Origin of the sequence: Streptomyces sp. WAC 01529 (genome assembly GCF_003945545.1) — a bacterium.
GTDB lineage: Bacteria > Actinomycetota > Actinomycetes > Streptomycetales > Streptomycetaceae > Streptomyces > Streptomyces anatolicus.
The window spans coordinates 3,782,775-3,808,657 of the sequence record NZ_CP029617.1; the positions used below are offsets into that span (position 1 = coordinate 3,782,775).

Annotated in this window: 29 protein-coding genes and 1 pseudogene; 12 read left to right on the forward strand and 18 right to left on the reverse strand. The window is 70.9% G+C overall.

The window, feature by feature from the left end; genetic code table 11:
• The first annotated feature begins 92 nt into the window (after positions 1-92).
• Positions 93-806 carry an NIPSNAP family protein gene (locus DMA15_RS16900; RefSeq protein ID WP_125513654.1) on the forward strand — a complete coding sequence of 238 codons (714 nt, stop codon included), beginning with the start codon at positions 93-95 and terminating at the stop codon, positions 804-806.
• Here DMA15_RS16900 and DMA15_RS16905 read toward each other — a convergent pair.
• Positions 796-1,794 (reverse strand): helix-turn-helix domain-containing protein, encoded by a 999-nt coding sequence (locus DMA15_RS16905; RefSeq protein WP_125513655.1) that lies wholly within the window; start codon positions 1,792-1,794, stop codon positions 796-798. The genes DMA15_RS16900 and DMA15_RS16905 overlap by 11 nt on opposite strands.
• A 115-nt stretch (positions 1,795-1,909) precedes the next feature.
• Here DMA15_RS16905 and DMA15_RS16910 point away from each other — a divergent pair, with 115 nt between their 5' ends.
• Entirely contained in the window at positions 1,910-2,866 is a 957-nt protein-coding gene (locus tag DMA15_RS16910; RefSeq protein ID WP_125513656.1) for an NAD(P)-binding domain-containing protein, read from the forward strand.
• Between the two features lie 89 nt (positions 2,867-2,955).
• A complete protein-coding gene (locus DMA15_RS16915) occupies positions 2,956-4,431 on the forward strand; it encodes a penicillin-binding protein 2 (RefSeq protein WP_125513657.1) in 1,476 nt (491 codons plus the stop codon).
• An 11-nt stretch (positions 4,432-4,442) separates the two neighbouring features.
• Here DMA15_RS16915 and DMA15_RS16920 read toward each other — a convergent pair whose 3' ends face one another.
• On the reverse strand, positions 4,443-6,581 hold the full coding sequence (locus DMA15_RS16920; protein WP_125513658.1) for an AAA family ATPase: 2,139 nt from the start codon (positions 6,579-6,581) through the stop codon (positions 4,443-4,445).
• Between the two features lie 106 nt (positions 6,582-6,687).
• Between DMA15_RS16920 and DMA15_RS16925 the strand changes: the two genes are divergently transcribed.
• Complete coding sequence (locus DMA15_RS16925; protein ID WP_125517839.1) at positions 6,688-7,341, forward strand: TetR/AcrR family transcriptional regulator; 654 nt, start codon at positions 6,688-6,690, stop codon at positions 7,339-7,341.
• A gap of 125 nt (positions 7,342-7,466) precedes the next feature.
• On the opposite strand, the gene DMA15_RS16930 is transcribed toward DMA15_RS16925, so the two are convergent.
• Positions 7,467-8,246, reverse strand: coding sequence for a TetR/AcrR family transcriptional regulator (locus DMA15_RS16930; RefSeq protein WP_125513659.1), 780 nt, complete (start codon positions 8,244-8,246; stop codon positions 7,467-7,469).
• Positions 8,247-8,356: 110 nt separating this feature from the next.
• Between DMA15_RS16930 and DMA15_RS16935 the strand changes: the two genes are divergently transcribed.
• Together DMA15_RS16935 and DMA15_RS16940 are read left to right on the forward strand one after the other, a co-directional pair.
• Positions 8,357-9,343 (forward strand): ATP-binding cassette domain-containing protein, encoded by a 987-nt coding sequence (locus tag DMA15_RS16935; RefSeq protein ID WP_125513660.1) that lies wholly within the window; start codon positions 8,357-8,359, stop codon positions 9,341-9,343.
• Positions 9,336-10,082, forward strand: a complete 747-nt coding sequence (locus tag DMA15_RS16940) for an ABC transporter permease (protein WP_240660222.1) — start codon at positions 9,336-9,338, stop codon at positions 10,080-10,082. The genes DMA15_RS16935 and DMA15_RS16940 overlap by 8 nt, the downstream gene beginning before the upstream one ends.
• A 10-nt stretch (positions 10,083-10,092) precedes the next feature.
• Here the strand turns inward: DMA15_RS16940 and DMA15_RS16945 are convergent, their stop codons facing one another.
• Positions 10,093-11,145 carry an aminoglycoside phosphotransferase family protein gene (locus tag DMA15_RS16945; RefSeq protein WP_240659830.1) on the reverse strand — a complete coding sequence of 351 codons (1,053 nt, stop codon included), beginning with the start codon at positions 11,143-11,145 and terminating at the stop codon, positions 10,093-10,095.
• A 276-nt stretch (positions 11,146-11,421) separates the two neighbouring features.
• Here DMA15_RS16945 and DMA15_RS16950 point away from each other — a divergent pair, with 276 nt between their 5' ends.
• Positions 11,422-12,183 carry an HAD family phosphatase gene (locus tag DMA15_RS16950; RefSeq protein WP_125513662.1) on the forward strand — a complete coding sequence of 254 codons (762 nt, stop codon included), beginning with the start codon at positions 11,422-11,424 and terminating at the stop codon, positions 12,181-12,183.
• Here DMA15_RS16950 and DMA15_RS16955 read toward each other — a convergent pair.
• Positions 12,167-12,964 carry an HAD family hydrolase gene (locus DMA15_RS16955; RefSeq protein WP_240659831.1) on the reverse strand — a complete coding sequence of 266 codons (798 nt, stop codon included), beginning with the start codon at positions 12,962-12,964 and terminating at the stop codon, positions 12,167-12,169. The two genes, DMA15_RS16950 and DMA15_RS16955, sit on opposite strands and share 17 nt — an antisense overlap.
• Complete coding sequence (locus DMA15_RS16960) at positions 12,965-13,870, reverse strand: GntR family transcriptional regulator (RefSeq protein WP_125513664.1); 906 nt, start codon at positions 13,868-13,870, stop codon at positions 12,965-12,967.
• Between the two features lie 128 nt (positions 13,871-13,998).
• Between DMA15_RS16960 and DMA15_RS16965 the strand changes: the two genes are divergently transcribed.
• Entirely contained in the window at positions 13,999-14,187 is a 189-nt protein-coding gene (locus DMA15_RS16965; RefSeq protein WP_125517841.1) for a hypothetical protein, read from the forward strand.
• Between the two features lie 42 nt (positions 14,188-14,229).
• Here the strand turns inward: DMA15_RS16965 and DMA15_RS16970 are convergent, their stop codons facing one another.
• Positions 14,230-15,138, reverse strand: a complete 909-nt coding sequence (locus tag DMA15_RS16970; protein ID WP_240659832.1) for a GntR family transcriptional regulator — start codon at positions 15,136-15,138, stop codon at positions 14,230-14,232.
• A 233-nt stretch (positions 15,139-15,371) separates the two neighbouring features.
• Here DMA15_RS16970 and DMA15_RS16975 point away from each other — a divergent pair, with 233 nt between their 5' ends.
• Entirely contained in the window at positions 15,372-15,557 is a 186-nt protein-coding gene (locus DMA15_RS16975; RefSeq protein ID WP_125513666.1) for a hypothetical protein, read from the forward strand.
• Between the two features lie 124 nt (positions 15,558-15,681).
• On the opposite strand, the gene DMA15_RS16980 is transcribed toward DMA15_RS16975, so the two are convergent.
• Positions 15,682-16,287, reverse strand: a complete 606-nt coding sequence (locus DMA15_RS16980) for an ABC transporter substrate-binding protein (RefSeq protein WP_125513667.1) — start codon at positions 16,285-16,287, stop codon at positions 15,682-15,684.
• A 149-nt stretch (positions 16,288-16,436) separates the two neighbouring features.
• Here DMA15_RS16980 and dtd point away from each other — a divergent pair, with 149 nt between their 5' ends.
• Complete coding sequence (dtd, locus tag DMA15_RS16985) at positions 16,437-16,874, forward strand: D-aminoacyl-tRNA deacylase (RefSeq protein WP_125513668.1); 438 nt, start codon at positions 16,437-16,439, stop codon at positions 16,872-16,874.
• Position 16,875: 1 nt separating this feature from the next.
• Here dtd and DMA15_RS16990 read toward each other — a convergent pair whose 3' ends face one another.
• The 3 genes from DMA15_RS16990 to DMA15_RS17000 form a co-directional block, all read right to left on the reverse strand.
• Positions 16,876-17,841 carry a folate-binding protein YgfZ gene (locus DMA15_RS16990; RefSeq protein WP_125513669.1) on the reverse strand — a complete coding sequence of 322 codons (966 nt, stop codon included), beginning with the start codon at positions 17,839-17,841 and terminating at the stop codon, positions 16,876-16,878.
• Between the two features lie 66 nt (positions 17,842-17,907).
• Positions 17,908-18,348, reverse strand: a complete 441-nt coding sequence (locus DMA15_RS16995; RefSeq protein ID WP_125513670.1) for a transcriptional repressor — start codon at positions 18,346-18,348, stop codon at positions 17,908-17,910.
• 16 nt (positions 18,349-18,364) lie between these two features.
• Positions 18,365-18,937, reverse strand: coding sequence for an FABP family protein (locus DMA15_RS17000; protein ID WP_125513671.1), 573 nt, complete (start codon positions 18,935-18,937; stop codon positions 18,365-18,367).
• 244 nt (positions 18,938-19,181) lie between these two features.
• Between DMA15_RS17000 and DMA15_RS17010 the strand changes: the two genes are divergently transcribed.
• Entirely contained in the window at positions 19,182-19,544 is a 363-nt protein-coding gene (locus DMA15_RS17010; RefSeq protein WP_125513673.1) for a DsrE family protein, read from the forward strand.
• 5 nt (positions 19,545-19,549) lie between these two features.
• Here the strand turns inward: DMA15_RS17010 and DMA15_RS17015 are convergent, their stop codons facing one another.
• From DMA15_RS17015 to DMA15_RS17050, 7 genes and pseudogenes are all read right to left on the reverse strand, one after another.
• Positions 19,550-19,810, reverse strand: coding sequence for a DUF3099 domain-containing protein (locus DMA15_RS17015; RefSeq protein WP_125513674.1), 261 nt, complete (start codon positions 19,808-19,810; stop codon positions 19,550-19,552).
• 102 nt (positions 19,811-19,912) lie between these two features.
• Complete coding sequence (locus DMA15_RS17020; RefSeq protein WP_054232391.1) at positions 19,913-20,200, reverse strand: DUF1416 domain-containing protein; 288 nt, start codon at positions 20,198-20,200, stop codon at positions 19,913-19,915.
• Positions 20,201-20,236: 36 nt separating this feature from the next.
• The gene (locus DMA15_RS17025) at positions 20,237-21,082 is read right to left on the reverse strand and encodes a sulfurtransferase (protein WP_125513675.1); all 846 of its coding nucleotides are present in this window, start codon (positions 21,080-21,082) and stop codon (positions 20,237-20,239) included.
• Between the two features lie 446 nt (positions 21,083-21,528).
• Complete coding sequence (locus tag DMA15_RS17035) at positions 21,529-22,281, reverse strand: DUF2993 domain-containing protein (protein WP_125513676.1); 753 nt, start codon at positions 22,279-22,281, stop codon at positions 21,529-21,531.
• Positions 22,282-22,424: 143 nt separating this feature from the next.
• Positions 22,425-23,720, reverse strand: a complete 1,296-nt coding sequence (locus tag DMA15_RS17040; protein ID WP_125513677.1) for a hypothetical protein — start codon at positions 23,718-23,720, stop codon at positions 22,425-22,427.
• Positions 23,721-23,725: 5 nt separating this feature from the next.
• Positions 23,726-23,980, reverse strand: coding sequence for a MoaD/ThiS family protein (locus tag DMA15_RS37505; RefSeq protein WP_055533908.1), 255 nt, complete (start codon positions 23,978-23,980; stop codon positions 23,726-23,728).
• A gap of 39 nt (positions 23,981-24,019) precedes the next feature.
• Positions 24,020-24,838, reverse strand: a pseudogene (locus tag DMA15_RS17050) (alpha/beta fold hydrolase); the annotation flags it as partial.
• 231 nt (positions 24,839-25,069) lie between these two features.
• Between DMA15_RS17050 and DMA15_RS17055 the strand changes: the two are divergent.
• On the forward strand, positions 25,070-25,879 hold the full coding sequence (locus DMA15_RS17055; RefSeq protein WP_125513678.1) for a response regulator transcription factor: 810 nt from the start codon (positions 25,070-25,072) through the stop codon (positions 25,877-25,879).
• Positions 25,880-25,883 lie beyond the last annotated feature (4 nt).

A 25,883-nucleotide genomic window follows, 5' to 3' on the forward strand; every position in this document is an offset into this window, starting at 1 on the left:
CTCCTTCGGAAACCCTGACAGCGGCTGTCACACGGCTCTCCTATCGTCGGTCCGCGCCGCCCCGCCCCGCCCCGACCGCACAGGAGCCCTTCATGCCCGTTTTCGAGCTTCGGCAGTACACCCTGCGCCCCGGCAGACGCGACGAACTCATCGAGCTGTTCGACCGGGAGCTCGTCGAGACCCAGGAAGCCGTCGGGGCGCGTGTGCTCGGCCAGTTCCGGGATCTCGACGATCCGGACCGCTTCGTCTGGTTGCGCGGGTTCCGGGACATGGAGACGCGCCACCGCGCGCTCACGGACTTCTACGGCGGACCCGTCTGGGCCGAGCACGGCCCGCGGGCCAACGACACCATGGCCGACTCCGACGACGTGCTCCTTCTGCGCGCCACGGCGACCGATCCGAGTCTTCCCGGCGCCCTCCCCGCCCGGCCCCCGGTCGGAGCCCCGGCACCCGACCGGTTCGTATCGGCCACCATCTGGTCCTTCCCGCCCGGCCGACAGGACGGCATCGCGCTGATCCGGGACGGCCTGCTCCCCGCGCTCCGGCGGACCGGGCCCGCGCCGCTCGCCCTCCTGATCACCGAGCCCGCGCCCAACACGTTCACCAGGCTGCCGGTCCGCACCGGCGAGAACGTCGCCGTACTCCTCACCCCGTACCCCGACGAGCACGCCCACCGGCAGCACCTCGCCGCCCTGGAGGCCCTCCCCCTCGTACGGGACGAGATCCTGCCGGGCCTGGAGCGGGAGCAGTCGGCGGCGGCTCACCTGCTCCGGCTGGCACCCACCGGCCGCTCACTCATCGCCTAAGCGAAGCCTGGCTGAAGAAGGACCGGCGGTACTCCCCCGGCGCCACCCCGACCTGCTTGAGGAAGTGGTGGCGGAGGTTGTTGGCCGTGCCGAGGCCGCTCAGCTCGCCCACCCTCTCCACGGGCAGGTCGGTGGACTCAAGGAGGCTCTGCGCCCGCGCCAGACGCTGGTTGAGCAGCCACCGGAGCGGGGTCGTGCCGGTGGACGCGTGGAGGCGGCGGTAGAAGGTGCGCGGGCTCATCGCGGCCCGGCGCGCCAGGTCGTCGACGGTCAGCGGCCGGTCCAGGTGCGCGCGGGCCCACTCCAGTACCGGACCGAGCCCCGCGTCGTCCGCCTCGGGCACGGACAGGTCGATGAACTGGGCCTGGCCGCCTGGCCGGTGGGCGGGCACCACCATGCGCCGCGCCAGCTGGTTGGCGACGTGCGCGCCGAGGTCGCGGCGCACCAGGTGCAGACAGAGGTCGACGCCCGCGGTCAGGCCCGCGCTGGTCAGCACGGAACCGTCGTCCACGTAGAGGACGGAGTCGTCGACGGTCACCTTCGGGTAACGGGCGGCGAGTTGGGCGGTGTGCATCCAGTGCGCGGTGGCCCTGCGGCCGTCCAGGATGCCCGCTTCGGCGAGCGCGAAGGCGCCGGTGCACAGCGAGACCATACGGGCGCCCGCCGCATGGGCCGCGCGCAACGCCTCGGTGAGGTCCGGTGCCAGCGGTGCGCCCTCCTCCACGCACGCGTCCGGCACGGAGGTCACGATGACGGTGTCCGCCCCGGCGAGGCCTTCGAGCCCGTAGGGGGTGCGCAGCGCGAGCCCGAACTCGGCGCCGCCCGCGCCCTGTTCGCCCGTCGCGCACAGGCGCAGGTCGTACCAGTGGTCGGACAGATCGGGCTGCGGCTTCCCGAAGACCGTGAAGGGGATGCTCAGTTCATACAGATCCCAGGATGGGATCCCGATCTCCTCGGCCACCACCACCGCGACGGAACCAGCGCTCATGCCTTGAGCGTACGAGGGCGGGGGCGCCCGGCGACGCGACGGCTGGCAGGAATTTGGTGATCACCGTCACCACTGTCACTGTCGAGGGCCGCCACGCCCTGCGAGCGTGATCCCCATGAACACACAGCGCCCCGGAACAAGCCCCGCCACCCTTACCCCGACCCCGACCCCGACCCCCGCTCCCGTCACCGTCGTAGGTCTCGGCCTCATGGGCTCCGCCCTCGCCGCCGCCCTCCTGGACAAGGGCCACCCCACCACCGTCTGGAACCGCTCCCCGCAGAAGGCGAAGCCCCTCGCCGACCGCGGCGCGCACGTGGCGGCGACCCCGGAGGACGCCGTCGCCGCGAGCGGAACCGACGGGTCCGGCGGGCTCGTACTCGTATGCGTACTCGACTACGACGCGCTGCACACCGTCCTCGATCCGCTGGCCGAGGCGGGCGGGCTCGCCGGGAAGTCCCTGGTCAACCTCACCTCCGGCTCCCCGGAGCAGGCCGTGGAGATGGCGGCGTGGGCCGCGTCGCACGGCGCGGGCTACCTCGACGGCGGCATCATGACGACCCCGCCGGGCGTCGGCGACCCCGCGATGATGTTCCTCTACAGCGGCTCGCAGGCCGTCTTCGAGACGCACCGCCCGGCCCTCGCCGTCCTCGGCGACCCGCTCTACCTCGGCGCGGAACCGGGTCTCGCCTCGCTGTACGACGCCGCCCTGCTCGGCCTGATGTGGGCCACGTTCACGGGCTGGCTGCACGGCACCGCCCTGGTGACCTCCGACGGGACGACGGCCACCGACTTCACCCGGGTCGCCCTGCGCTGGCTGACCGGCGCCGTCTCCGGTTTCGTCACGGCGTACGCGCCCCAGGTGGACGCCGGGCGCTATCCGGGGGACGACGCCACCATCGACGTACAGATCGCCGCGATCGACCACCTCATCCACGCCGCGCACGCGCGCGGCATCGACAACTCCCTGCCCCACGTGCTCAAGGCGACGATGGGGCGCGCCGCCGCCGCGGGCCACGGCTCCGACAGCTACGCGAGCGTGATCGAGTCGCTGCGCGCCGCCGAGCGCCGGTAGATCCCCCGGAATCCACCCCGCGCCGCGGCGGAAGCCGACAGGATGAAGGGGAAAGGTTCATTCGTCGGCACCGGGGGGAGCCACCACCCATGAACCGTCCGCTGCGGCACATAGCCCTCTTCTGCGGCATCCTCACGCTCGCCCTGCTGCTGCGGGCGACGTGGGTGCAGTTCGCGGAGAACGACGAGCTGTCGAACCACAAGAAGAACCGCCGCGTGCAGATCGAGGCCTTCTCCCACCCCCGCGGCGACATCATCGTCGGCGGCAAGTCCATCACCGGCTCGAAGAAGACGCCGGGCTCCGACTTCGCGTACAAGCGGGTCTTCAAGGAGGGCCCGATGTACGCGCCGGTGACGGGCTACTTCTCGCAGGCGCAGGGCGCCACCTTCCTGGAGGGCGTCCACAACGGCATCCTCAGCGGCAACGACGACCGCCTCTTCATCAAGCGCACCCTGGACATGCTGACCGGCAAGAAGCAGCAGGGCGGCGACGTGATCACGACCATCGACCCGAAGGCGCAGAAGGCCGCCTACGAAGGTCTGGTGAACCTCGACGCCAAGGGTGCGGTGGTCGCGCTCGACCCGCGCACCGGCAAGGTGCTCGCCCTGGCCAGCACCCCTTCGTACGACCCGTCGGTCTTCGCGGGCATCTCGCCGGAGGAGGGACGCGCCTTCGAACGGCTCGGCGAGCGCAAGGACAAGCCGCTGAGCAACCGCGCCCTGCGCGAGATCTACCCGCCCGGCTCCACCTTCAAGATCCTCACGGCGGCCGCCGCCCTGGAGCACGGCGTGGTGACGGACGTCGACAAGCCGACCGGCGCGAAGACCCCGTACAAACTCCCCCTCAGCTCCACCCGCATCGGCAACGACGTGCCCGACGCCAACTGCGACGACGTCTCGATGAAGACCGGCATGCAGTGGTCCTGCAACAACGTCTTTCTCGACATCGCGCTCAAGGTCGGCAAGGACAAGATGCGGCAGACGGCCGAGCAGTTCGGCTTCAACGAGGAGCAGTACATTCCCGTGCGCGCGGTCGCCAGCAGCTACCCCGAGAAGCTCGACAAGCCGCAGACCGCGCTGACCGGCATGGGCCAGGGCAGCCTGACCAGCACCCCGCTCCAGATGGCGATGGTCACGGCCGGCCTCGCCAACGACGGCAGGGTCATGAAGCCGTACCTCGTCGAGGAGTTGCGCGGCCCGGATCTGACGACGATCGAGAAGGCCGAGCCGCACGAGCTGAACCAGGCCGTCTCCGAGGACACCGCGAAGGCGGTGCAGGACATGATGGAGAACACCGTCGAGAACGGCACGGCGAACAAGGCGCGGATCGACGGTGTCACGGTCGGCGGCAAGACCGGCACGGCCCAGCACGGCGCGGACGTCAACGACGAGCGTCCGTACGCCTGGTTCGTGTCGTACGCCAAGAACGGCGACGGCGAGTCGCCGGTCGCGGTGGCCGTCTTCGTCGACCCCTCCAACATGGACATCCCCCGCTCGGAGATCGCGGGCGGCAAGCTGGGAGCGCCGATCGCGAAGGCGGTCATGGAGGCGGTCCTGGAGCGCTGAGCGGTGCCTTTCTACGGGGCCGCCGGTGCCTCCCCTTGAGGTGCCGCCGGTGCCTCCCACGGCAGGGGCGCGCTGTGCACCACGTCGAGCCGTGAGACGGCCCGGGTCAGCACGACGTACAGCCGGTGCGGGCCGCGCCGCTCGGCCGCCGCGATCGCGGCCGGTTCGACGGCGACGACATGGTCGTACTCCAGGCCCTTGGCGAGCGAGGCGGGCAGCACGGTCACGCGCGCGCCCAGCTCGTCGGGGCCCGCGCTCCCGATGCCGGCCGCGTCGAGGGCCGCGCGCAGCGGCTCGGTGTGCGCGTCGGCGGCGATGACACCGATCGAGCCCTCCCGCCCGAGCGCGTCCCGCACGGTTTCGGCGACGGCGGCGCGCACCGCCTCGGGCAGGCCGCGCGTACCCCCCGTATCTCGTGCGGTCCGCACATGGCGGATGCGCAGCTCGCCGTCCGCCCGCATCGACCGGGCGGGCGGTACGTCCACGTCGAGGTGGGCGAGGAGCCGGTTGGCGAGCCCGACGATCGCCTTCGGCACGCGGAACCCGGTCGTCAGCGGGGTCACCGTGGCGTCCGGCTTGCCGAGGTGGCCGAGCAGTTCGCCCCAACTTCGCGCCGCCCAAGGGGTGGTGGCCTGCGCGAGGTCGCCGAGCACGGTCAGCGAACCGAAGCCTGCGCGGCGCGCGATGGCCCGGCACTCCATCGGCGACAGGTCCTGGGCCTCGTCGACGACGATGTGCCCGTATCCCTCGGGCCGTTCGAGAAGCCCCTCGATCTCGTCCATCAGCACCAGATCGGCGGGGCTCCACTTCGCGGATTTGTACGAGCGCGGGGGCCTCGCCCACAGGATCGCCCGCCGCTCCTCGGCCGTGAGGAGGCCGTCCGACGCGGCGGCGAGCGCGTCCGGGTCGGCGAGCAGGCCCGCGAGCACCTCGTCGGCCCTGACCCTGGGCCACACCTGGTCGACCAGGGCACTCAGCGGGCGGGACCGGCCGGTCTTCTGCACCCAGGTGTTGTTCCGCGGCCCGGACCGCCGCTCGGCCTGCACCTGGACGGCCCGCACGACCCGGCTCCGCACCCGCTCGCGCCCCACCGCGTACGAGGGCTCCTCGCCCCGCACACTCTCGACGATCCGCTCCAGCTCCTCCCGCGACACCCGCCACCGGTACGACCCGTCCGGCACCGCGAGGGAGTCGGCGGGCGCCCGGACGCGGGAGTACAGCGCGCGGCGCAGCACCTCGGCCATCCGGGCGTCGTGCTTGACGAGCGCGGCGGCCTCGGCGTCCTCGGCGCGCACCGGATGCCGGCCGACCTCGTCGAGGACGGTGGACTGGCGCACGCCGGTCTCGCCGAGGGAGGGCAGCACCTCGGCGATGTAGCGCAGGAAGGTGCGGTTGGGCCCGAGGATCAGCAGCCCGGAGCGGCGTACGCGCTGGGGGTGGGTGTAGAGGAGGTACGCGGCGCGGTGCAGGCCAACTGCGGTCTTGCCGGTGCCGGGGGCGCCCTGCACACAGACGGACGCGGTGAGTTCACCGCGTACGAGGTCGTCCTGCTCGGGCTGGATGGTGGCGGCGATGTCCCGCATGGGGCCGACGCGGGGCCGCTCGATCTCCCCGGCGACGATGAGGCTGCCGGGGCCTTCTCCGGGGGCCTGCGCCTCTGCGTCCGCGCCCGCGATCAGGTGTTCGTCCTCCATGCCGGTGAGGTCGGAGGAGTCCCCCTTGCTGCCGGGGGCCCAGCCGAACCGGCGGCGGACGGCGACGCCCTGCGGGTCGCGGGTGCCGGCCTGGTAGAAGGCGCGGGAGACGGGGGCGCGCCAGTCGACGACGAGGGGCGGGGCGGAGGGGTGTTCGGTGATGCGCAGGCGCCCTATGTGATAGCGCTGCCCGCGGTGGTCGCCGGCCTCGCGCGCGTGGGGCCCGTCGGCGGCGAAGTCGAGGCGGCCGAAGAAGAGGGGCGCTTCGGGCAGCTCGCGCAGGGCCTTGGCGTGGCTGCGGAACTGGTAGCCGAGGACCTCGGCGTCGGCGCCGGAGGCGGACACGTCTGCTCCTCCGACGACTTGCTCCTGGGCGCCTTCGACCATGCCGGTCAGGGCGGCGCGGCAGGCGTCGTGGTAGCGGCGTTCAAGGGTGAGGGGTTCTGCCGTATCCATACGCCCACGATAATGTAACCGAGTTAAATTTGATACCGAGTAACGTTCTTAACCGGGTAACGGAACCCCCTACACTCATCCCGTGACCGAAGACGAGCCGACGCCCATGACGCCCTCCGAGACGATCCCCGAGCCGGGCGGCGGCCTGCGGAGCCGCAAGAAGCGGCAGCGGTACACGACGATCTCCGAGACGGCGATCGCGCTCTTCCTGGAGCGGGGCTTCGAGAAGGTGTCGGTGGCGGAGGTGGCCGCCGCGGCGGAGATCTCCAAGCCGACCCTCTTCCGGTACTTCGCGACCAAGGAGGACCTGGTCCTGCACCGGTTCGCCGACCACGAGGACGAGGCGGCCCGCGTGGTCACGGGCCGCCCGGCCAGGCGGGCCGCGCTGGACGCGCTGCAACGGCACTTCCTGGACGCCCTCGAACGCCACGACCCGGTGACGGGCCTCTGCGACGCCCCCGAGGTCCTCGCCTTCCACCAGCTCCTCTACTCGACCCCGTCACTCGTGGCCCGCCTGCACGGCTATCAGAACCGCTCCGAGGAGGCGCTGGCCGAGGCGTTGACGGCGGCGCACGAGGGCGACCGCCTGGAAGCGAGGCTGGCCGCGGGCCAGATCGTGGCCGTCCAGCGGATCCTCGCGGAGGAGAACTGGCGCCGGGTCGCCTCCGGCGAGGGTGCGGAGGAGGTCTGGCCCTCCGCGGTGGCCGCGGCGAACAGGGCATACGGGCAGCTCCGCTCGGGCCTCACCCGGTACTCGTAGGGCGCCCCCCCACCGCACCTACGCAAGAACCTTTCCCATCCACCCACCCGTTTACCCCGCACCGACCAAGCGAGGCAGGGCGGGCAGCGCGAACTGCACCCCCACCACCCGGCAGGCCGCGAACCTCAGCCCCGCCCCTCCACCAACACGGCCACCCCGTCCAGAACCCGCCCCAGACCGAACTCGAACTCCGCGTCATCCGCGTCCGGCACATCAAGCACCCCCGCCCCCAACAGCCTCCGCACCCCCGGAAACCGCCCGGGGTCAGCCGAGGTCAACGCGTCGACCGTGCGCGCGTACCGCCGCATGACCTCATCGGGCGCCACCCCCTGCGCCCGCATCGCCGCGTCGAGGTCGGCCATGAGCGAGACCTCGTTGCGGACGTAACCGCCGACCAGCATCATCACGGAGATCTTCCGGCCGTCATCGAGCCCGCTGCCGTCGAGGACCTCAAGACCCCGCTCCATCCACTCCAGCGAACCCGGCGAGGCGGGCGGCGAGGAGATGGGGATGCGCAGCAGCCACAGGTTCCGCCGGAAGACGGCCCGCTGCTCCCGCGCCCACCACTCGAGCCCGGCCCGCCACCCCGCCGCGGAGGCGGGCCGCGGCGGCGGTGCGCCCGCCGCCGCGTCCTGCATCAGGACGTACAGATCGTCCTTGGCGGAGACGTACCGGTAGAGGGACATGGTCGAGACGCCGAGTTCCTTGGCGACCCGCCCCATGGAGACCGCGTCGATCCCCTCGGCGGCCGCGATCCGGATACCCGTATCGACGATGCGGTCCAGGCTGAGCCCGGGCCTCGGCCCCTTGGACGGCCGCTCCCGCAACCCCCAGGCAGTTTCGAGACCGGCGGAAAGCCCCGTGCCCGCGTCGCCGCCCGCGCCCTCGCCCTTGCCGGCAGCCACGCGCCAACCCCTCTCCGCTCACCCGCTCACCCGGTCTTGACGCACATCGTAGTTCTGCGTAACCCTTACACGGTAGTGCGTATGCCCTACGCAGTAACCGAGGAGCGACCATGCCCAGCCCTCCCGCCATCCAGGCCACCGCCCTCTACAAGTCCTACGGATCCCTCCCCGTCCTCCGGGGAATCGACCTGCACGTGCCACCCGGCACGGTCTTCGCGCTGCTCGGCCCGAACGGCGCGGGCAAGACCACGGCCGTCCGCATCCTCGCCACGCTCACCGCACCCGACGCCGGGACCGCGCTGATCGCCGGCCATGACATCCGCACGCACCGCCGCGAAGCACGCCGGTGCCTCAGCCTGACCGGCCAGTACGCGGCGGTGGACGAGAAACAGACCGGCGCAGAGAACCTCCGCATGATGGGCCGGCTCGCGGGCCTCTCCCGCCGCGAGGCCCGCGCACGGGCCGCCGCCCTGCTGGCCCGCTTCGACCTCACGGACGCCGCCGACCGCCAGGTCGGCACGTACTCGGGAGGCATGCGCCGCCGCGTGGACCTGGCCGCGGGCCTGGTCCGCGACCCAGAGGTGATCTTCCTGGACGAGCCGACGACGGGCCTGGACCCGCGCAGCCGCAAGGAGATGTGGGACGTGGTCCGCGAACTGACGGCACGCGGCACGACGGTCTTCCTCACCACGCAGTACCTGGAGGAGGCCGACCGACTGGCCGACCGCATCGCCGTCCTGCACGAGGGCCGCGTGGTCGCCGAGGGCACGGCGGCGATGCTCAAGTCCCGTGTGGCGGGGCACCGCCTGGACCTCACGGTCACGTCCCGAGAGGCCTACCTGCGCCTCACGTCCTCACTCCCGGCGACGGCGACAGCGACAGCGACAGCGGCCACCCACCGCTCCCCCGAAACCCTCACCCTCGGCATCCCCACCGACGGGTCCGCCCACCACGTACGCACCCTCCTCGACGAACTGGACCCCCACCACACGGAGATCGAAAGCTTCGTCCTGCGCGGCGCGACGCTCGACGACGTCTTCCTGACCCTGACCCGGCCGGCGAACTCACCCCAGGACCCCACCCATGCACATGTCTGACGCCCTCACCATGGCGGACCGCTCCCTGCGCCTGAGCCGCCGCAACACCGACGCGCTGATCACGGCTCTCGTCCTGCCGGTGATGCTGCTCCTGATCTTCGTGTACTTCTTCGGCGGCGCGATCGACACGGGCACGCGGTACGTGACGTACGTCGTCCCCGGAGTACTGATCCTCTGCGCCGGCTTCGGCTCCTCGAACACGGCCACCGCCGTGACCGAGGACCTCAAGGGCGGCATCATCGACCGGTTCCGCTCGATGGACATCGGCGGTGCGCCCATCCTGGCGGGTCACGTCCTCGCCTCCACGGCCCGCAACCTCATCGCGACGACGCTCGTCCTCGGTGTGGCCTTCGCCATCGGCTTCCGCCCGGCGGCGACCCTGCCGGGCTGGCTGGCCGCGCTCGCCGTGCTCCTCGCCTTCATCCTGGCGCTGTCCTGGCTCTCGGCGACGGTGGGCCTGCTGGCCAACTCCCCCGAGGCGGCGGGCGGCTTCACCTTCTTCGTGAGCTTCCTGCCCTATCCCAGCAGCTCCTTCGTCCCCACCGACACGATGCCTACCTGGCTCCGCGCCTTCGCCGACCACCAGCCGATCACCCCGGTCATCGAATCCCTCCGCGGCCTCCTCCTCGGCCAGCCGGTGGGGAACACCCCGTGGCTGGCCCTGACCTGGTGCGCGGCGATCCTCACCCTCTCGGCGACCCTCTCGGGCGCCCTCTTCGCGAGGCGTACGAGCCGGTGAGCGAGGCCGGTCAGCCGAGGCGCCGCCGCCGCTGGTCCGCGCGCGTCCAGTCCCTCAGCGCCTCCACGATCCGCCGGTGGGTCGGCACGGCGCTCAGCCCGAGGACGGTACGGGCCCGGGTGAGGACCTCCTCGATCTTCCGTCCCCCGCGCAGGAGCGGCCACCACGCGAACGCCGGCCTCGTGTCGAGGGTGAGCGCGGTGCGGATGACGTCGGTGAACACCGACTGCGCCCTCTTGTAGTCGAGGAGGCGCGGAAGGTCGTGCTCCCATCCCAGGGAGCTGCCCGGCCTCGCGTCCTCGACCGCCTCACGCCACCGCGACTTCACCTGCTCCTCCTGATCCGGCCGGTACCGCATCAGATAGAGGTGGGTGGCCAAGTCGTAGAGAGGGTCCCCCACCATGGCCAACTCCCAGTCGATGCACCAGAGCTGACCGGCCGGGTCGACGATGAAGTTCTCCCTGTGCAGATCACCGTGGAGAAGCCCGAACGGCCTCGGGGTCATGCTCAGGACGTTCTCCCGCAGCTCCCCGAAACACCGGCGGTCGATGCCGAGCGAGTGGAAAAGCTCCCCGAACCGCTGCTCGTTCCGCAGATAGACCTGCTCCTCGGTGAAGCAGATCAGCCGCTCCAGGAATGCGGTGGTGTCACCGTCGGGCGGCCGGTCCTCCGAGACACACCGGCGTTCCACCACCAGCTTGTCCGGGTCGACTCCGGCCAACTGCCCGAAGAGTTCGATGATCTGGGCGATCAGCGGCTCGGGAATGGGGTCGGTGAATTTGTGGCGCGAGCCGAGCGTCCGCCCCTCGATGAATCTCTGAAGGCCGAACTCGCCCACGTCGATGACGTCCGGAATCCGGGTGATGTGCCCGGCCAGCGCCCGCACCAGCTCCTCTTCCGAGTGGAAACAGCGCCGGTCGAACCAGAGCAGGTCCTTGCGCGGCTCCCGGCACTTCCACCGGGCCCCGCCTCCGCCCTCCGACTCCCCCGGCAACGGAAATACGTAGGTCTCGTGGTGGTACCCCTTGAGCGGGCCGACGAGAACCCGCTCACTGCCACTCACCCGAGCGGCATGCTGCCGGGCCGCAGAAGTCGCTTCGGATGGCATCGCTGTTCTTTCGGCCTGGGCGGACGGCGTGGAGCACGTTACCCCTGTGCCGCAGGGGCTCACGCCCGTTCTCGCCCGAGCGACGGATTCACGCCACCCATGAGCTAATTCGCGCTCGTCCGTACGAGGACGCCTTCTCACGAACGGGCCGCCGCCATACCCCCGCCATTCCCCCGCCACCCCCCGGTCATCGTCTGGCCGAACAACGACCCGTGGTCCACACTTGCTGAGATGACTTCCCAGAGGCCCTCGGCCGACGGCTCTCCCGACCGGGACGTCCTGTCCCGTCTCCTCACTTCGGCCGCCGCGCTGCTCTTCGATTTCGACGGACCTGTCACCCGGTTCTTCCACCACTACGACACGAGACCGATCGCCCGGGAGATCAAGGCCCTGCTCCTGGAGCGCGGTGTGTCACTGCCCGCCCACGTACAGGCCTCGGAGGACTCGCACGGCCTTCTCCACCTCCTCAGAAGCGAGGTGTTCACGGCGGACGATCCGGGTCCCGAGGAACAGAAGACGCTGGAGTTGGCCGAGGGAATCGTGACCCGCCACGAGTACCAGGCCGCTCTCGGCGCCGTCCCGGACGAGCACGTCGGAGCCCTGGCGACCGAGCTGTCCCGGCTGGGAAAACGCCTGGCGATCGTCAGCAACAACGCCGAGGGCCCCGTGCGGGCCTACCTGGAACGCGTGGGCCTGGACGGAATGTTCACGCCCGTACTCGGCCGCGACCCGTACGAGCTGCGCCACATGAAACCCGACCCCCATCGCGTCAGGACCGCCGTGCACCACCTGGGCCTCAAGGCGGCGGACTGCCTTCTCGTGGGAGACCAGCCCACGGACCTGGAAGCGGCCCGCACCGCGGGAACCCCCTTCCTCGGCTACGCCAGGAGCGAGGCGGTGGCAGACCAAATGCGAAGGGAGGGCGCCATTTGGGCCGACATCTCCCTGCTCCCCCTCCTGCGCGCGGCGAGTCAGCTTACGGGCCCCAACTAAACTCTGTTGGGCCCGACTTGCGTGCTCGCGCGGCGGAGACGACCGCTCTCAGTACCGGTTCCAGGGATGAGACCAGATGCCCGGCGCCCGCGTCGTGCAGCAGGCCGGCCTTGCGGTCGTTGCGTGCGTAGCCCAGGAAGCCCACCCCCGCCCGCCGGGCCGCCAGGAAGTCCGAGGGTGCGTCGCCGATCAGCAAGGTGGACTTCGGGTCGGCGCCCATGGCGGTCAGGGCTCGCCGTACGCAGTGCGGGTCGGGCTTGAGCAGGGCGAGGTTCCGGGTGCAGCGGCCGTAGATGTGCGGGGCGAAGCAGTCCATGAGGCCGCGCGAGGCGAGGTAGCGGCTGACGGCCTCGGGCGCGTTGTTGCTCGTGATGGCCAGTCGCGCCCCGACGGCGGTCCAGGTGCGGATCAGCGGATCGGCGTACGGGGTGGGCCAGGCCGATGCCACGGCGCTCACCTCGTGCCGGGTGAGCATCGCCTCCAGTTCGGCCGACAGATCGCTCCCGGGCAGGCGGCGGTCGACCGCGCGGAGTACGACGAAGGGGTCCGGGTCCTCCCGCAGGTCGGCGGTGAGCAGACCGCGCAGCCCCCGGCTCTCCAGCCACCGCACCTGAGCCTTCGCCACGCCCTCGGCGGAGCGACCGGCGAAGAGACGACAGAGGGGACCGTCGAAGTCGAAGAGCACGAAACGAACAGACCCGATCAGACCATGAAGCCTCTCGGTCTTGTCATCGAGCATCCCGGGCCACATCGCATCAGATTGCGTCGAGTCAGAGGTCACCTAAGAGAGTGTCAGGTCAGTCGTGATGGTTGCCCAGAGCGCGTCGAACCACTTCTGCGATTCGTCGACGAACTGGGCGTCGCGCACGCTCTGGCCGGGCTTGCCGAAGGAGAAGAGGAGCGCCTTGACGCCCAGGACGTCGTAGAGGTCGACGTTGTCGCTGCCCCCGGCGTCGTTCAGCTCCAACTGCTGCGGGCCCAGGGTGTAGTACGCGAGCAGCGCCTCCTCCCCGTTCAGCAGATACAGCTTGACCGGCGTCGTGAACGGCAGCGCGCGGAACTGCACCGACACGTCGATCCCGTGCGAGGCCCGCAGCGCCCGCAGATTGTGCCGCAGCACCTGCCCCTGCGCGTTCCGCTGGGTGAGCCAGCGCTGGTGGAGGCGTTCGCGGCTCTCCGCGTCGCCCGCGATCGGGACCGGGAACGCCAGCTTGATGTCGCTGCTCGGCAGCAGGATCCGTACCGTGATCGACTCGGGGCGGATGCGGCCCTCGTGGATCAGGCGCACCGGCTCACCGAGGGCGATCATCAGCGTCTCCGCGGTGTACGAGACCACGTCGATCCGCACCTCCTTCGCCGCGAACGCCTCCGCGAGGCGGGGGGCGAGGGCGACCATGGACGGCTGCGGGCCCGGGGCCGCGGGGACCGCCGGGCCCGACTCGGCGACGCGGGGCGGGCTGCCCTTGCTGACGTTGGACAGGAGGCCTTCGCTCTGGAGCTTCTTCATCGCCTGGCGCACGGCCCCGCGCTCCACGCCGAACTCCTCGGCGAGTTCGGCCTGGGTCGGCAGGCGGTCGCCCGCCTTGAGCGCACCGGCCCGGATGCGGTCGCGTACGGCGTCGGCGATGTCCTGGGGTGAGAGCTTTCTGCTGCCGTTCACTGCAACGTTCTCCTGGGTCACAACCAAACGATACAACTGGCCGCCATCTCGCGGCAGTTGACGGGAAGTTGTTTATTTAGTCATGCCAAGCGGGGACAACTAAAGCAGAGTTGGTTGCCAACTTGGTCAAGATGGCAGAAGGGGGAACCACCGTCATGCCCGTCATAGCCCTCCTCGCAGCCGTGGTCGCCGTCACCGTCGAACAGCTCGTCCAGTGGAAGTACGGCCCCATGGGCATCGCCGGCCTTCTCCTGCTGACCGTCGGCCTCAAGGCGAAGAACCACACGTGCAGCTCCATCGGCGCCGCGGTCCTCGCCCTGATGGTGACCGGCCCGGCGATCTGAACGGACAGGCCGTCCGACCCGGCGGGCGGCGGGAGGCAGTGCTCAGCCCGCCGCCAGCCTCAGGTCCTGACTGATCGTGTTCCACAGGGCGTTGAACCACAGATGCGACTGCTCCACGAAGGTCGTGTCCCGCAACCCCTCCCCCTGGTGGAACGGGAAGAGCATCGACTGCGCGCCCTGCGCGTCGTACATCTTCAGGGACTCCTGGCCGACGCCGGTCTCCTCGTCCCGCTTGGTGAGCGTGTAGTAGGCGAAGAGCGCCTCCGAGCCGTTGATCAGGTAGAGCTTCACCGGTGGCGTGAACGGCAGCGCGCGGAACTGCACCGACACGTCGATCCCGTGCGAGGCCCGCAGCGCGAGGAGGTTGTGCCGCAGCACCTGCCCCTGCGCGTTGCGCTGGTCCAGCCAGCGGCGGTGCACCCAGCCGCCCTCGTCGTCACCGCCGTCGACCGGCGCGGGGAACGCCAGATCGATGTCCCGGCTCGGCAGCAGCACCCGGACGTCGACCTTGGCCGGTTTGCGCTGTCCGGCGTGGATCTGCCGCAGCGGTTCGCCGATCGCCATCGTGAGGGAGACGGAGGTCAGGCAGAGCGCGTCTATCTCCACGTGCGGGGCCTCGAAGGCCGACGCGATACGGGGCGCGAGACCGACCATCGTGGGCTGCGGACGCACCGACCCCGCCCCGAGGGGCGCGCGCTCGGGGACTTCCGCGACCGTGGCGGGGCTGCCCTTGGACACGTTGGACAGAAGGTGCTCACGGTGCAGGACGCGCAGCGCCTCGCGCACGGCCCCGCGCTCCACGCCGAACTCGTCGGCCAGCTCTGCCTGCGTGGGCATGCGCTGGCCCGGCCGCAGCGATCCGGACCTGATCCGGTCACGCAGCACGTCGGCCACCTCGCGGTGGGAACGCCGTCGTCGGCTTCCGTTGACGGGGGCGCGTTCCGTGCTCACAACCAAACAGTACAACTTCGCGCCATCTTAGGGGAGTTGCGGGAAAGATGGTTATGAGTCGACTCCCAGCGGAGATAAGTCAGTTGAAGTTGGTAGCCAACTTGGGCGACATGGTCGGACCCCTCCGGGGTTGGCCACCACCCATCGGGGCCGAGGCGGAGTTCCCACCCGGCCGGCCAGTTGGTCACCGGCCGAACGGGGTCCGCCACCCCGATCCCGAAGGAGGGAACGTCATGCCGCTCATCGCCATCGTCGTCGCCGCCCTCGCCATCGGTTTCGAACAGCTCATCCAGTGGAAGTACGGCCCACTGGGCATCGTCGCCTTCGTCCTGCTCACCGTGGGGATCAAGGCCAAGAGCACCAAGATCAGCGGGGTCGGGGCAGCCCTTCTCGTCCTGCTCCTCGCGCAGTCGGGCTGACCGGTCCGGCTGAACAGACCCGGCTGGCCGGGCTCCCATCCGGAGGGGAGCCGGGAGTCCGGCCGACGGGCGACAACCGAGCCCCGGCTCCCGGCTACGGGGGAGCCGGGGCTCACTCACGCGCTCACACCAGCAGGTCGTCCACCTGCGCCTCGCCCTCCCGGTACCGCCGGGCGATCTCCCCGCTGCAGTCGTCCGCGGTGCGCTGGAGCAGCTGCCTGCGCCGCGAGACCTGCTGTTCGTAGCGGACCAGGCGGCCCATGGCCGCGTCCAGCTCCTCGTCCGTGCGGGCCGCCAGGTCGGAGAGCTCGACCTCGGCCAGCATCTCCGTGGCCAGGAGGCGGTACTCCTCGCTGTGCGGGGTGCCGAGCGTGACGTGCCGGGCCGATGAACGGTGCCGGGCCGGGGCGTCCGCGAGGATCTCCGAGAGCCGGTCGACGACGGCCGCCTCCGGCGTGGGCGCCACCGGCTGGTCCCTGCGGCGCGCGATCTCGGCCCGCAGGATGTCGATGCGCCCTTGCAGCAGCCGCCGCACATAGCTGAGGTCGGCCTCGTCCTGCTGGGCCGCCCGGCGCAGCTCCCGCAGCTCGGGCAGCCGCCGCGCGGCCAGGTCGTGCTCGGGCACCTCGGGCAGCAGCGGGCTGCCGGTGCGCTGCGCGGGCGGCCGCGGGACCGCCGTACGCCGAAGCGAGACGCGGCCGGACGGCTGCCCCGTACTTGGTGTGCTCATGTGGCTCTACCGTCCCCTCGACCGGCCGACGCGGGTGCACCGCGTGTGTGCATGGTGCCACTCCCGGTGGCCGCTATGTGAATGAGTGCCCGGAATCAGCCCCGGATGGGGGGATCTGGAGCCTCCGATCGGCACGGCATGATGGCCCCATGCGAGCAGTGGTGCAGAGAGTCGACGGCGCGAGCGTGGTCGTCGAGGGCGAGGACGGCCCCGAGACGGTGGGCGAGATCAGCGGCGAGGGCCTGTGCGTCCTGGTGGGCGTCACGCACGACGACACCAAGGAGAAGGCGGCCCAGCTGGCCCGCAAGCTCTGGACGCTGCGCATGCTGGCCGACGAGAAGGCATGCAGCGACATTGACGCGCCGCTGCTCGTCATCAGCCAGTTCACGCTCTACGGAGACGCCCGCAAGGGCCGCCGCCCCACCTGGAACGCGGCCGCCCCCGGCCCCGTGGCCGAACCCCTCGTCGACGAGGTGGTCGCCCAGCTGCGCGCACTGGGCGCGACGGTGGCGACGGGCCGGTTCGGGGCGCGCATGCGGGTGGGCCTGACGAACGACGGCCCGTTCACGGTGCTGCTGGAGATGTGACCTAGGGCTGGACGACCACTTCCTGAGCCGCGGCGATGCCCCCGGCGATGAGTTCCGCGTCCACCGGCACATTCCGCTTGATGAGCCCGAGGGCGATGGGCCCCAGCTCGTGATGGCGCACGGCGGTCGTGACGAACCCCAGCTTCCGCCCCTCGGCCCCCTCCGAGGCGAGCTGAAGCGGCGTACCGGCCGCCGGCAGGTGCACCTCGCTCCCGTCCAGGTGGAGGAAGACCAGGCGGCGCGGCGGCTTCCCCAGGTTCTGGACGCGGGCGACCGTCTCCTGACCGCGGTAGCAGCCCTTCTGGAGGTGCACGGCCGTGGCGAGCCAGCCCAGCTCGTGGGGGATCGTGCGGTGGTCGGTCTCGAAGCCCAGGCGCGGCCGGTGGGCCTCCACCCGCAGCGCCTCGTACGCGAGGAGCCCGGCCGCGGGGCCGTGCTCGGCGGCGTACGCCTCCAGGTCCGTACGCGGCAGGAACAGATCGCGGCCGTGTGCCGTCTCGCGTACGACGACGCCCTCGGGGACCGGGGTGATCGAACCGGCGGGCAGATGGACGACGGCGAACTCGTCGCTCCGGTCGGCGACTTCCACGCGGTAGAAGAACTTCATGCTCTCCAGGTACGCGATGAGCGCGCCCTGCGTGCCGGGCTCGACGTGCGCCCAGATGGTCTCGCCGTCGTCCACGAGGTAGAGCGCGTGCTCGATGTGGCCGTGGGCGGAGAGGATCAGCGCTTCGGTGGCCTGGCCGGCCGGCAGCTCGCTGACGTGCTGGGTCAGCAGCAGATGCAGCCAGCTCAGCCGGTCGGAGCCGGTGACGGTGACCACCCCGCGGTGCGAGAGGTCGACGAAACCGGTGCCGTCGGCGAGGGCGCGCTGCTCACGGAACAGTTCGCCGTAGTGGGCGGCGACGCCTTCGTCCACGCCCTCGGCGGGGACGGCGCCGGGCAGGGACAACAGGGGGCTCTTCATGTTCACAAAGAGTACGACCAGCGGGCTCGGGCTTTTATTTCTGCCCGGCACTTCTCGCGGGCCCCGCTACTTCTGGCGGCACTTCTCGCACTGCCCGAAGATCGCGAAGTGCTTCAGGTCGGTGTCGAAGCCGAAGGTGTCCCGCAGCTTTGCGGTGAACTCCGCCGCCACCGACGTATCGGCCTCGATGACGCCCGTGCAGTCCCGGCAGACCAGGTGGATGTGGTGGTGCCGGTCCGCCAGGTGGTAGGTGGGCGCGCCGTGCCCGAGGTGGGCGTGCGAGACGAGGCCCAGCTCCTCCAGGAGCTCCAGCGTGCGGTAGACCGTGGAGATGTTGACCCCCGACGCCGTCTTGCGCACTTCGCAGAGGATGTCGTCGGGGGTCGCGTGCTCAAGGGTGTCGACGGCTTCGAGGACAAGCTGGCGCTGCGGCGTCAGCCGGTAGCCGCGCTGCCGCAGGTCGCTCTTCCAGTCGGAGCCGGTGCTCCTGGAGTCGGTGCTCGCCACACCAGAGAGTCTAGGTCTACTTGAAGAAAGCGATGCCGTCGTCGGGGAGATCTCCGAGGTTGCGCGCCATGGCGGCGACCTCCTCGGGCGTGACGACCTTCTTCAGCTGCGCCGACATGTACGGGCGCAGCGGCACCTCGGGGGTCTGCTTCTCGCCGACCCACATCAGGTCGCCCTTCACATAGCCGTAGAGCCGCTTGCCGCCGGTATAGGGCCCGGCGGCCGCGGTGCGCGCGACGGCGTCCGTGACCAGGTCGATCTGCGGCTTCTTGTCGGCCAGCTCGCCGTACCAGACCTCGACGACGCCGTCGTCGCGGACCATCACGACCTCGACCTTGCGGTCCTTGTCGATGCGCCAGAAGCCGGACTCCGACTCCAGCGGCTTGACCTTGTTGCCCTCGGCGTCGAGCACCCAGGTGTACGAGCGGTACTCGATGAAGTCGCGCCCGTCGTGCGTGAAGGAGACCTCCTGGCCGAAATTCGCCTTCTCGGCGCCGGGGAAGTCGGTGACGCCCGCGCCCGCCCAGTTGCCGAGGAGGAAGGCGAGGGGGACGAGGTCGGGGTTCAGGTCGGACGGAATCTCGATCATGGGAAGCTCAGGCGATCTGTGGAGGTCGGGAAGTGACGGGGGTCAGCGCTGGCCCTGGTACAGCTTCTTCACGGTCAGCCCGGCGAAGGCGAGCACGCCGATGCAGACGATGACCAGCAGGGCGGAGAAGAAGGCCTCAAGCACGGGGTGCTCCTCGGTGAGCTGTGGGGGCAGATATCAGAGCCGGTCCCACTGTAGTCGGGCGGCGCCCGCCTCTGCCTGCGAGGGGCCTTACGATGCGGCCATGGCGAAGAAGCTCGTGATCAAGGTGACCGCCGGGGCCGACGCCCCCGAGCGCTGCTCCCAGGCCTTCACGGTGGCGGCCGTGGCCGTGGCCAGCGGGGTGGAGGTGTCGCTCTGGCTGACCGGAGAGTCGTCGTGGTTCGCGCTCCCGGGGCGCGCGGCGGAATTCGACCTTCCGCACGCGGCGCCGCTGCCGGATCTGATCGACTCGATCATGGCGGCGGGCCGGATCACGCTCTGCACGCAGTGCGCGGCGCGCCGCGACATCTCGGAGCAGGACGTCATCCCCGGGGTGCGGATCGCGGGCGCGCAGGTCTTCGTCCAGGAGGCGACGACGGACGGCGTCCAGGCGCTCGTGTACTGAGTGGCCTACTGGCGGTGCCGCTTGCCGTCCAGCTCGTCCCACCACTCGTCGGAGGCCGGATCGCCCGAGGGGTCGTCCCACCACCGGTCCTCGGGACCACGCCGGTTGGCGACCATGGCGGCGACGGGCGGGATCACCATCGCCACGACGCACATGCCGACGGCGACCGGGACCGACCACAGCCGCACGACGCCCCAGGCCAGGACGAACAGGGCGATACAGCTGCCCATCATGACGAAGTACGTATGACGTCGTCGTGCGTACATACGTCCAGCGTAGGCCCGTACGAGCCGAAGGGCCGCACCCCGTTCCAGTGGCGTCCAACCCCCTGGGGTGCGGCCCTTCAGCCGTTCATGGTGCGGCGCGGGTCAGACCGCGATCGCCACCTCCGCGAGGCCGCCCGTCTGGGCGACGACCGTGCGGTCGGCCGTGCCGCCGGGGACCAGCGCCCGGACGGTCCACGTGCCCTCGGCGGCGTAGAAGCGGAACTGTCCGGTCGCCGAGGTGGGGACCTCGGCGGTGAACTCGCCGGTCGAGTCGAGCAGGCGCACGTAACCGGTGACGGGCTCGCCGTCGCGGGTCACCTGGCCCTGGATCGTGGTCTCACCGGGCTTGATCGTCGAAGCGTCGGGGCCGCCGGCCTTTGCTCCACACATGGGTACTCCTGAGGGGGAAGGGAGGTCGGGGAGGGATTACTTGTTGGCGCCGAGCTCGATCGGCACGCCGACGAGCGAGCCGTACTCGGTCCAGGAGCCGTCGTAGTTCTTGACGTTGGTCTGGCCGAGCAGCTCGTGCAGGACGAACCAGGTCAGGGCCGAGCGCTCACCGATGCGGCAGTAGGCGATGGTGTCCTTCTCCAGGTCCACCTGCTCGGCCTCGTAGAGCGCCTTCAGCTCGTCGTCGGACTTGAACGTGCCGTCGTCGTTGGCGTTCTTCGACCACGGGATGTTGCGGGCGCTCGGCACGTGGCCGGGGCGCTGCGACTGCTCCTGCGGGAGGTGGGCGGGGGCGAGCAGCTTGCCGCTGAACTCGTCGGGCGAGCGCACGTCGACCAGGTTCTTGGAGCCGATGGCCGCCACGACGTCGTCGCGGAAGGCGCGGATCGAGGTGTCCTGGGCCTTGGCCTTGTAGTCGGTGGCGGGACGCTGGGGGACCTCGGCGCCGTCGACCAGGTCGCGGGAGTCCAACTCCCACTTCTTGCGGCCGCCGTCGAGGAGCTTCACGTCCTGGTGGCCGTAGAGCTTGAAGTACCAGAAGGCGTACGAGGCGAACCAGTTGTTGTTGCCGCCGTAGAGGACGACGGTGGAGTCGTTCGCGATGCCCTTCGCCGACAGGAGCTTCTCGAAGCCCTCCTGGTCGATGAAGTCACGGCGGACCGGGTCCTGGAGGTCCTTGGTCCAGTCGATGCGGATCGCGTTCTTGATGTGGTTCTTGTCGTACGCGGAGGTGTCCTCGTCGACCTCGACGATGACCACCTTCGGGTCGTCGATGTGGGCCTCGACCCAGTCGGCGTCTACCAGGACGTCGCTGCGGCTCATGCTTCTCTCCTCCGGGGCAGTTACGGCGGTACGGCTGTGCGAGGGGACGTGCGGGTACGACGGACAAGCGCGGGGAGGCGCGGCGTACGTGGCACGGGGGGGGCGGCCCTGACCGGAATCGTCAACGGGCCGGGGGAATGCGGGAGTTACGGCTCCCGCTAGAAGGTGCGACAGAGCATGGCGGCGACGCGGCACAGGTCTACTGCCCGCCGCTTCGTGAGGTCCGCCTGTCGGTTCATGGTGCCGATCGTAGGGATGCGGAGGCGGCTGTGTCACCGGCACTCCGCATACTGAGACGCGATCGTCCACTATCTGGGAATGATTGAAGCCCGCGGCCGCCCCGGCGGGGCCGCGGGCTCCCTGTAGTCCTGGTCACATCCGCCCGCCGGACGGCCTTGTCTCGCACTGCGGACAGAGCCTTCCCGCGGCGGGGCTCACGGCGGGGATCAGCCGGTCAGGCTCACGTCCGAGCCCGTCACGGACATGTCCACGCCGTCCGGCGCGGCCTCGACCTTCTGGAGCTTTATCCCGGCCGGCAGGTCGTCGACCTTCTGCTTGAAGTCGGTGACGTCGCGGACCATGCCCTCGGGCAGCGGGATGGCGACGCCGAGGACCTCGAGCTTCTTCGGGATCTCGTCGGCGTGGACCACGATGCTGTCGCCCTCGACCCGCACCGAGCTGAGCACGTGGACGGGCTTGGGCAGCGTCGTGCCGCCCTTGCTGACCTCGACCTCGACCTTGATCTTGCCGTTGCCGCCGTCGGAGAGGCCGACGACCTTGCCGGTGGCGCCGAGCGGCAGCTCCACCGGCTCGGACTTGCCGGCCTTCAGGAGTTCGTCGTACGAGACGCGGGCCGTGCCCGTGGCGGTCGCGGCGGTCGCCGAGCTGTAGTCGCCGGAGAACTTCACGCCCTTCATGTGGGCCGTCAGATCGGCGATGCGGATCGAGTCGGAGCCGGACCGGGCGTCGTAGTCCTTGATGCCCACCTCGACCTCGTCCAGCTCGCCGCCCGCGACCTGGGTCAGGAAGGGGAACCCCTTGATGGAGACGTCGGGCGTCTCGCTCAGCCCCTCGTTGGTGCGCAGCTTCTCCGCCGCCTCGCTCTCGGCGAAGTTCACGGCGAGCCGGTCGGCCGCCACGAAGAGACCTGCGAGGACCACCACGACGACCAGAAGTATCCGTATGGCGCGCTTGCTCATGTCCGGTGTTCCCCCACTTGTCCCCCGCCTCGACTGTCGTTTCCGCGAGCCTAAAGGACAGGTCCCCGGCCGGTGGGACCGGCCGGGGACCTGTCGATCAGCTGTGACGATGCACGGCTGTCGGCTGTGGGGACGTACGGCTGTCAGCCGATGGCGCGCCCCAGGACGTAGACGGCCGGTGCGGCCGCCGCGAGCGGCAGCGCGACGCCCGCCGTCATGTGCACGAAGCGCGACGGGTAGTCGTAGCTCGCCACGCGGTGCCCGATCAGCGCGCAGACCCCGGCGCCGAGGGCGAGCAGCGCGCCCTTGCTCCCCAGGTCGGTCATCCCGCCGACGGCGACCCCGGCCCCGGCGGCCGCGAGCAGCGCGACGACGACGGAGACGGGCGTGGGCAGCGGCAGCGCGCGGGCGAGGATCGCGACGGCGACCGCGATACAGCCCACCGTGACGGCGTCGGAGGCGGCCGCGAGGTGCCCGGAGGCGATGATCGCGAGCGCGGCGGAGACGACGGTGGCCATGAGCCCGTACATCCGCTCGTCGGCACCGGCGCGGCTGCGCAGCTGGAGGACGAGCACCAGCAGCACCCACACGCCGAGCGTGCCGAGGATGGCGGCGGGCGCGTTCTCCTTGCCGACGCCGAGCAGGACGGCGTCGGCGACGACACCGCCGAGGAAGGCGAGCGCGATGCCCTGCCGGGCCGGCCACATGCCGTTGAGCCGGAACCATCCGGCGGCGGTCACGGCCTGCAGGATCACCAGCGGTACGAGCAGCGCGTACTGCCCGACGGCGGCGCCCGCGGCGAGCAGCAGTCCGAGGACGGCGGTCAGGGCCGCGGGCTGCATCCCCGGCTCGATGATGGGCGAGCGTCCCTCGGCGCGGGCGCGCTGGGCGTCCGTGACGCGGGCGTTGCCGGTGGTGGTGGCGTGCCCGTAGGTGGGCCCGGCACCGGCGCTCTCGGGCTCCGCTCCCGCCGGTTCCGCCATGGCCGGGCGCTCCTCCCGCGGGGGCGTGGGCGGGTGGTACGTGTCGCCCTGTGCGGGCAGGTACGCGGTCTCCGTCACGTCCACCGCGGCGACGTGCGGCCGCGCCTGCGTCTCCCAGGTCTGCCCCTCCCACTGCTGGGTGTACTGGTCCTGGGCGTAGGCCTGCGGGTAATGCTGCTGGTCCGGGTACGGCTGATCCGCGTACTGCTGGTCCGGGTACTGCTGCTGTTCCGGATACGGCTGGGCGTACGGCTGCTGGTCCGCGTACGGCTGCTGGGCGTACTGCTGCTGGTACTGCTGCTGATCCTCGTAGGACTGCTGCTGGTACTGGTGCTGCTGGTGCTGTTGCTGCTGGTCCCGGTACGGGTCCGCGGGGTACTGCTGCTGGCCGGAGTACGGGTCGTGCCCCTCGTACCCCTCGTACCCCTCGTACCCCTCGTACGGCTGATTGGACATGGCGCTCATCCTCCTGCGAACGGCGGGAGCACCTCGACCGTGCCGCCCTCGGCCAGCCGTACGGTCTCATGCCCGCGGGTACCGACGGGGTCGCCGTCGATCAGGAAGGAGCAGCGCTGGAGGACCCGGACCAGCTCTCCCGGGTGCCGCTCGCGTGCGGCGTCCAGCGCTTCGGCGAGCGTCGCCGCCGCGTACGGCTCCTCGGCGACGCCCGCGGCCGCCTTGGCAGCGGCCCAGTAACGAATGGTGCCGTTCACCATGCGACTCCCCTTTCGGTCGGCGGTTGCCGATGTCCATGATGCCGTGGCCCACGCGGCGATCCGGTCGGCCAGCCCGTCCGAGGCCGCGTGCTCGGCGTGCCCCATGCCGTCCTCCAGCCACAGTTCGGCCCCCTGCGGCGCGGCGGCGGCCAGCGCCTTGGGGTGGTCGACGGGGAAGTACGGATCCCGGGTGCCGTGCACGACGAGCAGCGGCGTCGCGCCCATGAGGGGGACGGACTCGACCGGCGAAAGGGGGACGGGGTCCCACTCGTGCGGGTGGATTCGCGTACGGAGTCCGAAGCGGCCCACGACGCGCCCCGCGGGCCGCGTGACGACCCAGTGCAGCCTGCGCATCGGCGCGGTCCCCCGGTAGTACCAGCGGGCCGGTGCGCTCACCGCGACCACCGCGTCGGTGCGCGCTTCCGTGCGCCCCCTGTGCGACGCGGCGTGACGGAGGACGACGGAACCGCCCATCGAGAAACCGACGGTCACCACGCGCGCGTGGCCCAGCGAACGCGCCCACTCCACCGCCGCCGCGAGATCGAGCACCTCGCGGTCGCCCACCGTGGAGTGCCCGCCGGAGGCCCCGTGCCCGCGGAAGGAGAAGGTGACCACGGCCGCACGCTGGGCGAACACGGCCGCGATACGGCGCACGTGCGGGCGCCCGAGGCCGCCGGTGAAGCCGTGCGCGACGACGATCGCGACACCGCCGCCGGGCCCGGGACCGGGCTCGTACGCGGCCTCGATCGCGACCCCGTCCTGTGTACGGAGCGTTGCGCGCCGTTGAACACCGGACGGACCGCGAGTGATCGGCCGCACAGAAGATCGCGCCGCTTGACCTGCCGGACCGGAACTCATGTGGGCTATTCTGCTGGGCAGAGGATCCGGGCAGCGAAGCCCCCGGGTCCTTTTGTGCTTTCAGACGCGTCGTGTACGACGGCGCGCGGGGTCGCGGGCGCGGGCCCTTGGGAACACAGGCAGCATCCGTACGAAGCAGTGCCGTAAACGTCCTCGCAGGGACCGAGGAGGAACCGACGTTATGGGCGAGCGAAACGTGCACGACAGGACGACCCGGGCAGGTGGGGCGCGATGAGCTCTCTGCTGCTCCTGACCAATGCCCTCCAGCCGTCGACGGAGGTGCTCCCCGCCCTCGGCCTGCTCCTCCACAACGTGCGCGTCGCCCCGGCGGAGGGGCCCGCTCTCGTCGACACCCCCGGTGCCGACGTCATCCTCATCGACGGGCGCCGCGACCTGCCCCAGGTGCGCAGCCTCTGCCAGCTGCTGCGCTCCACGGGCCCCGGCTGTCCACTCGTCCTCGTCGTGACGGAGGGCGGCCTCGCGGCCGTCACCGCGGACTGGGGCATCGACGACGTACTCCTCGACACGGCGGGTCCGGCAGAGGTCGAGGCGCGGCTGCGGCTCGCGATGGGCCGCCAGCAGATCACCTCCGACGACTCCCCCATGGAGATCCGCAACGGCGATCTCTCCGTGGACGAGGCGACGTACAGCGCGAAGCTCAAGGGCCGGGTCCTCGACCTGACCTTCAAGGAGTTCGAACTGCTCAAGTACCTGGCGCAGCACCCGGGCCGGGTCTTCACGCGCGCCCAGCTGCTCCAGGAGGTCTGGGGCTACGACTACTTCGGCGGCACGCGCACGGTCGACGTCCATGTGCGGCGGCTGCGGGCGAAGCTCGGCGTCGAGCACGAGTCGCTCATCGGCACGGTCCGCAATGTCGGTTACCGCTTCGTCACCCCGGAGAAGGTCGAGCGGGCGGCCGACGAGGAGAAGGCGAAGGCGGCGGCGGTGCGCGCCGGGTCCGCCAAGGAGCGGGCCGCGTCCGTCGAGGAGCGCGTCGAGCCCGCCAAGGAGGAAGCGGCCGTACGCCCTACGGGGCAGTAGGTCC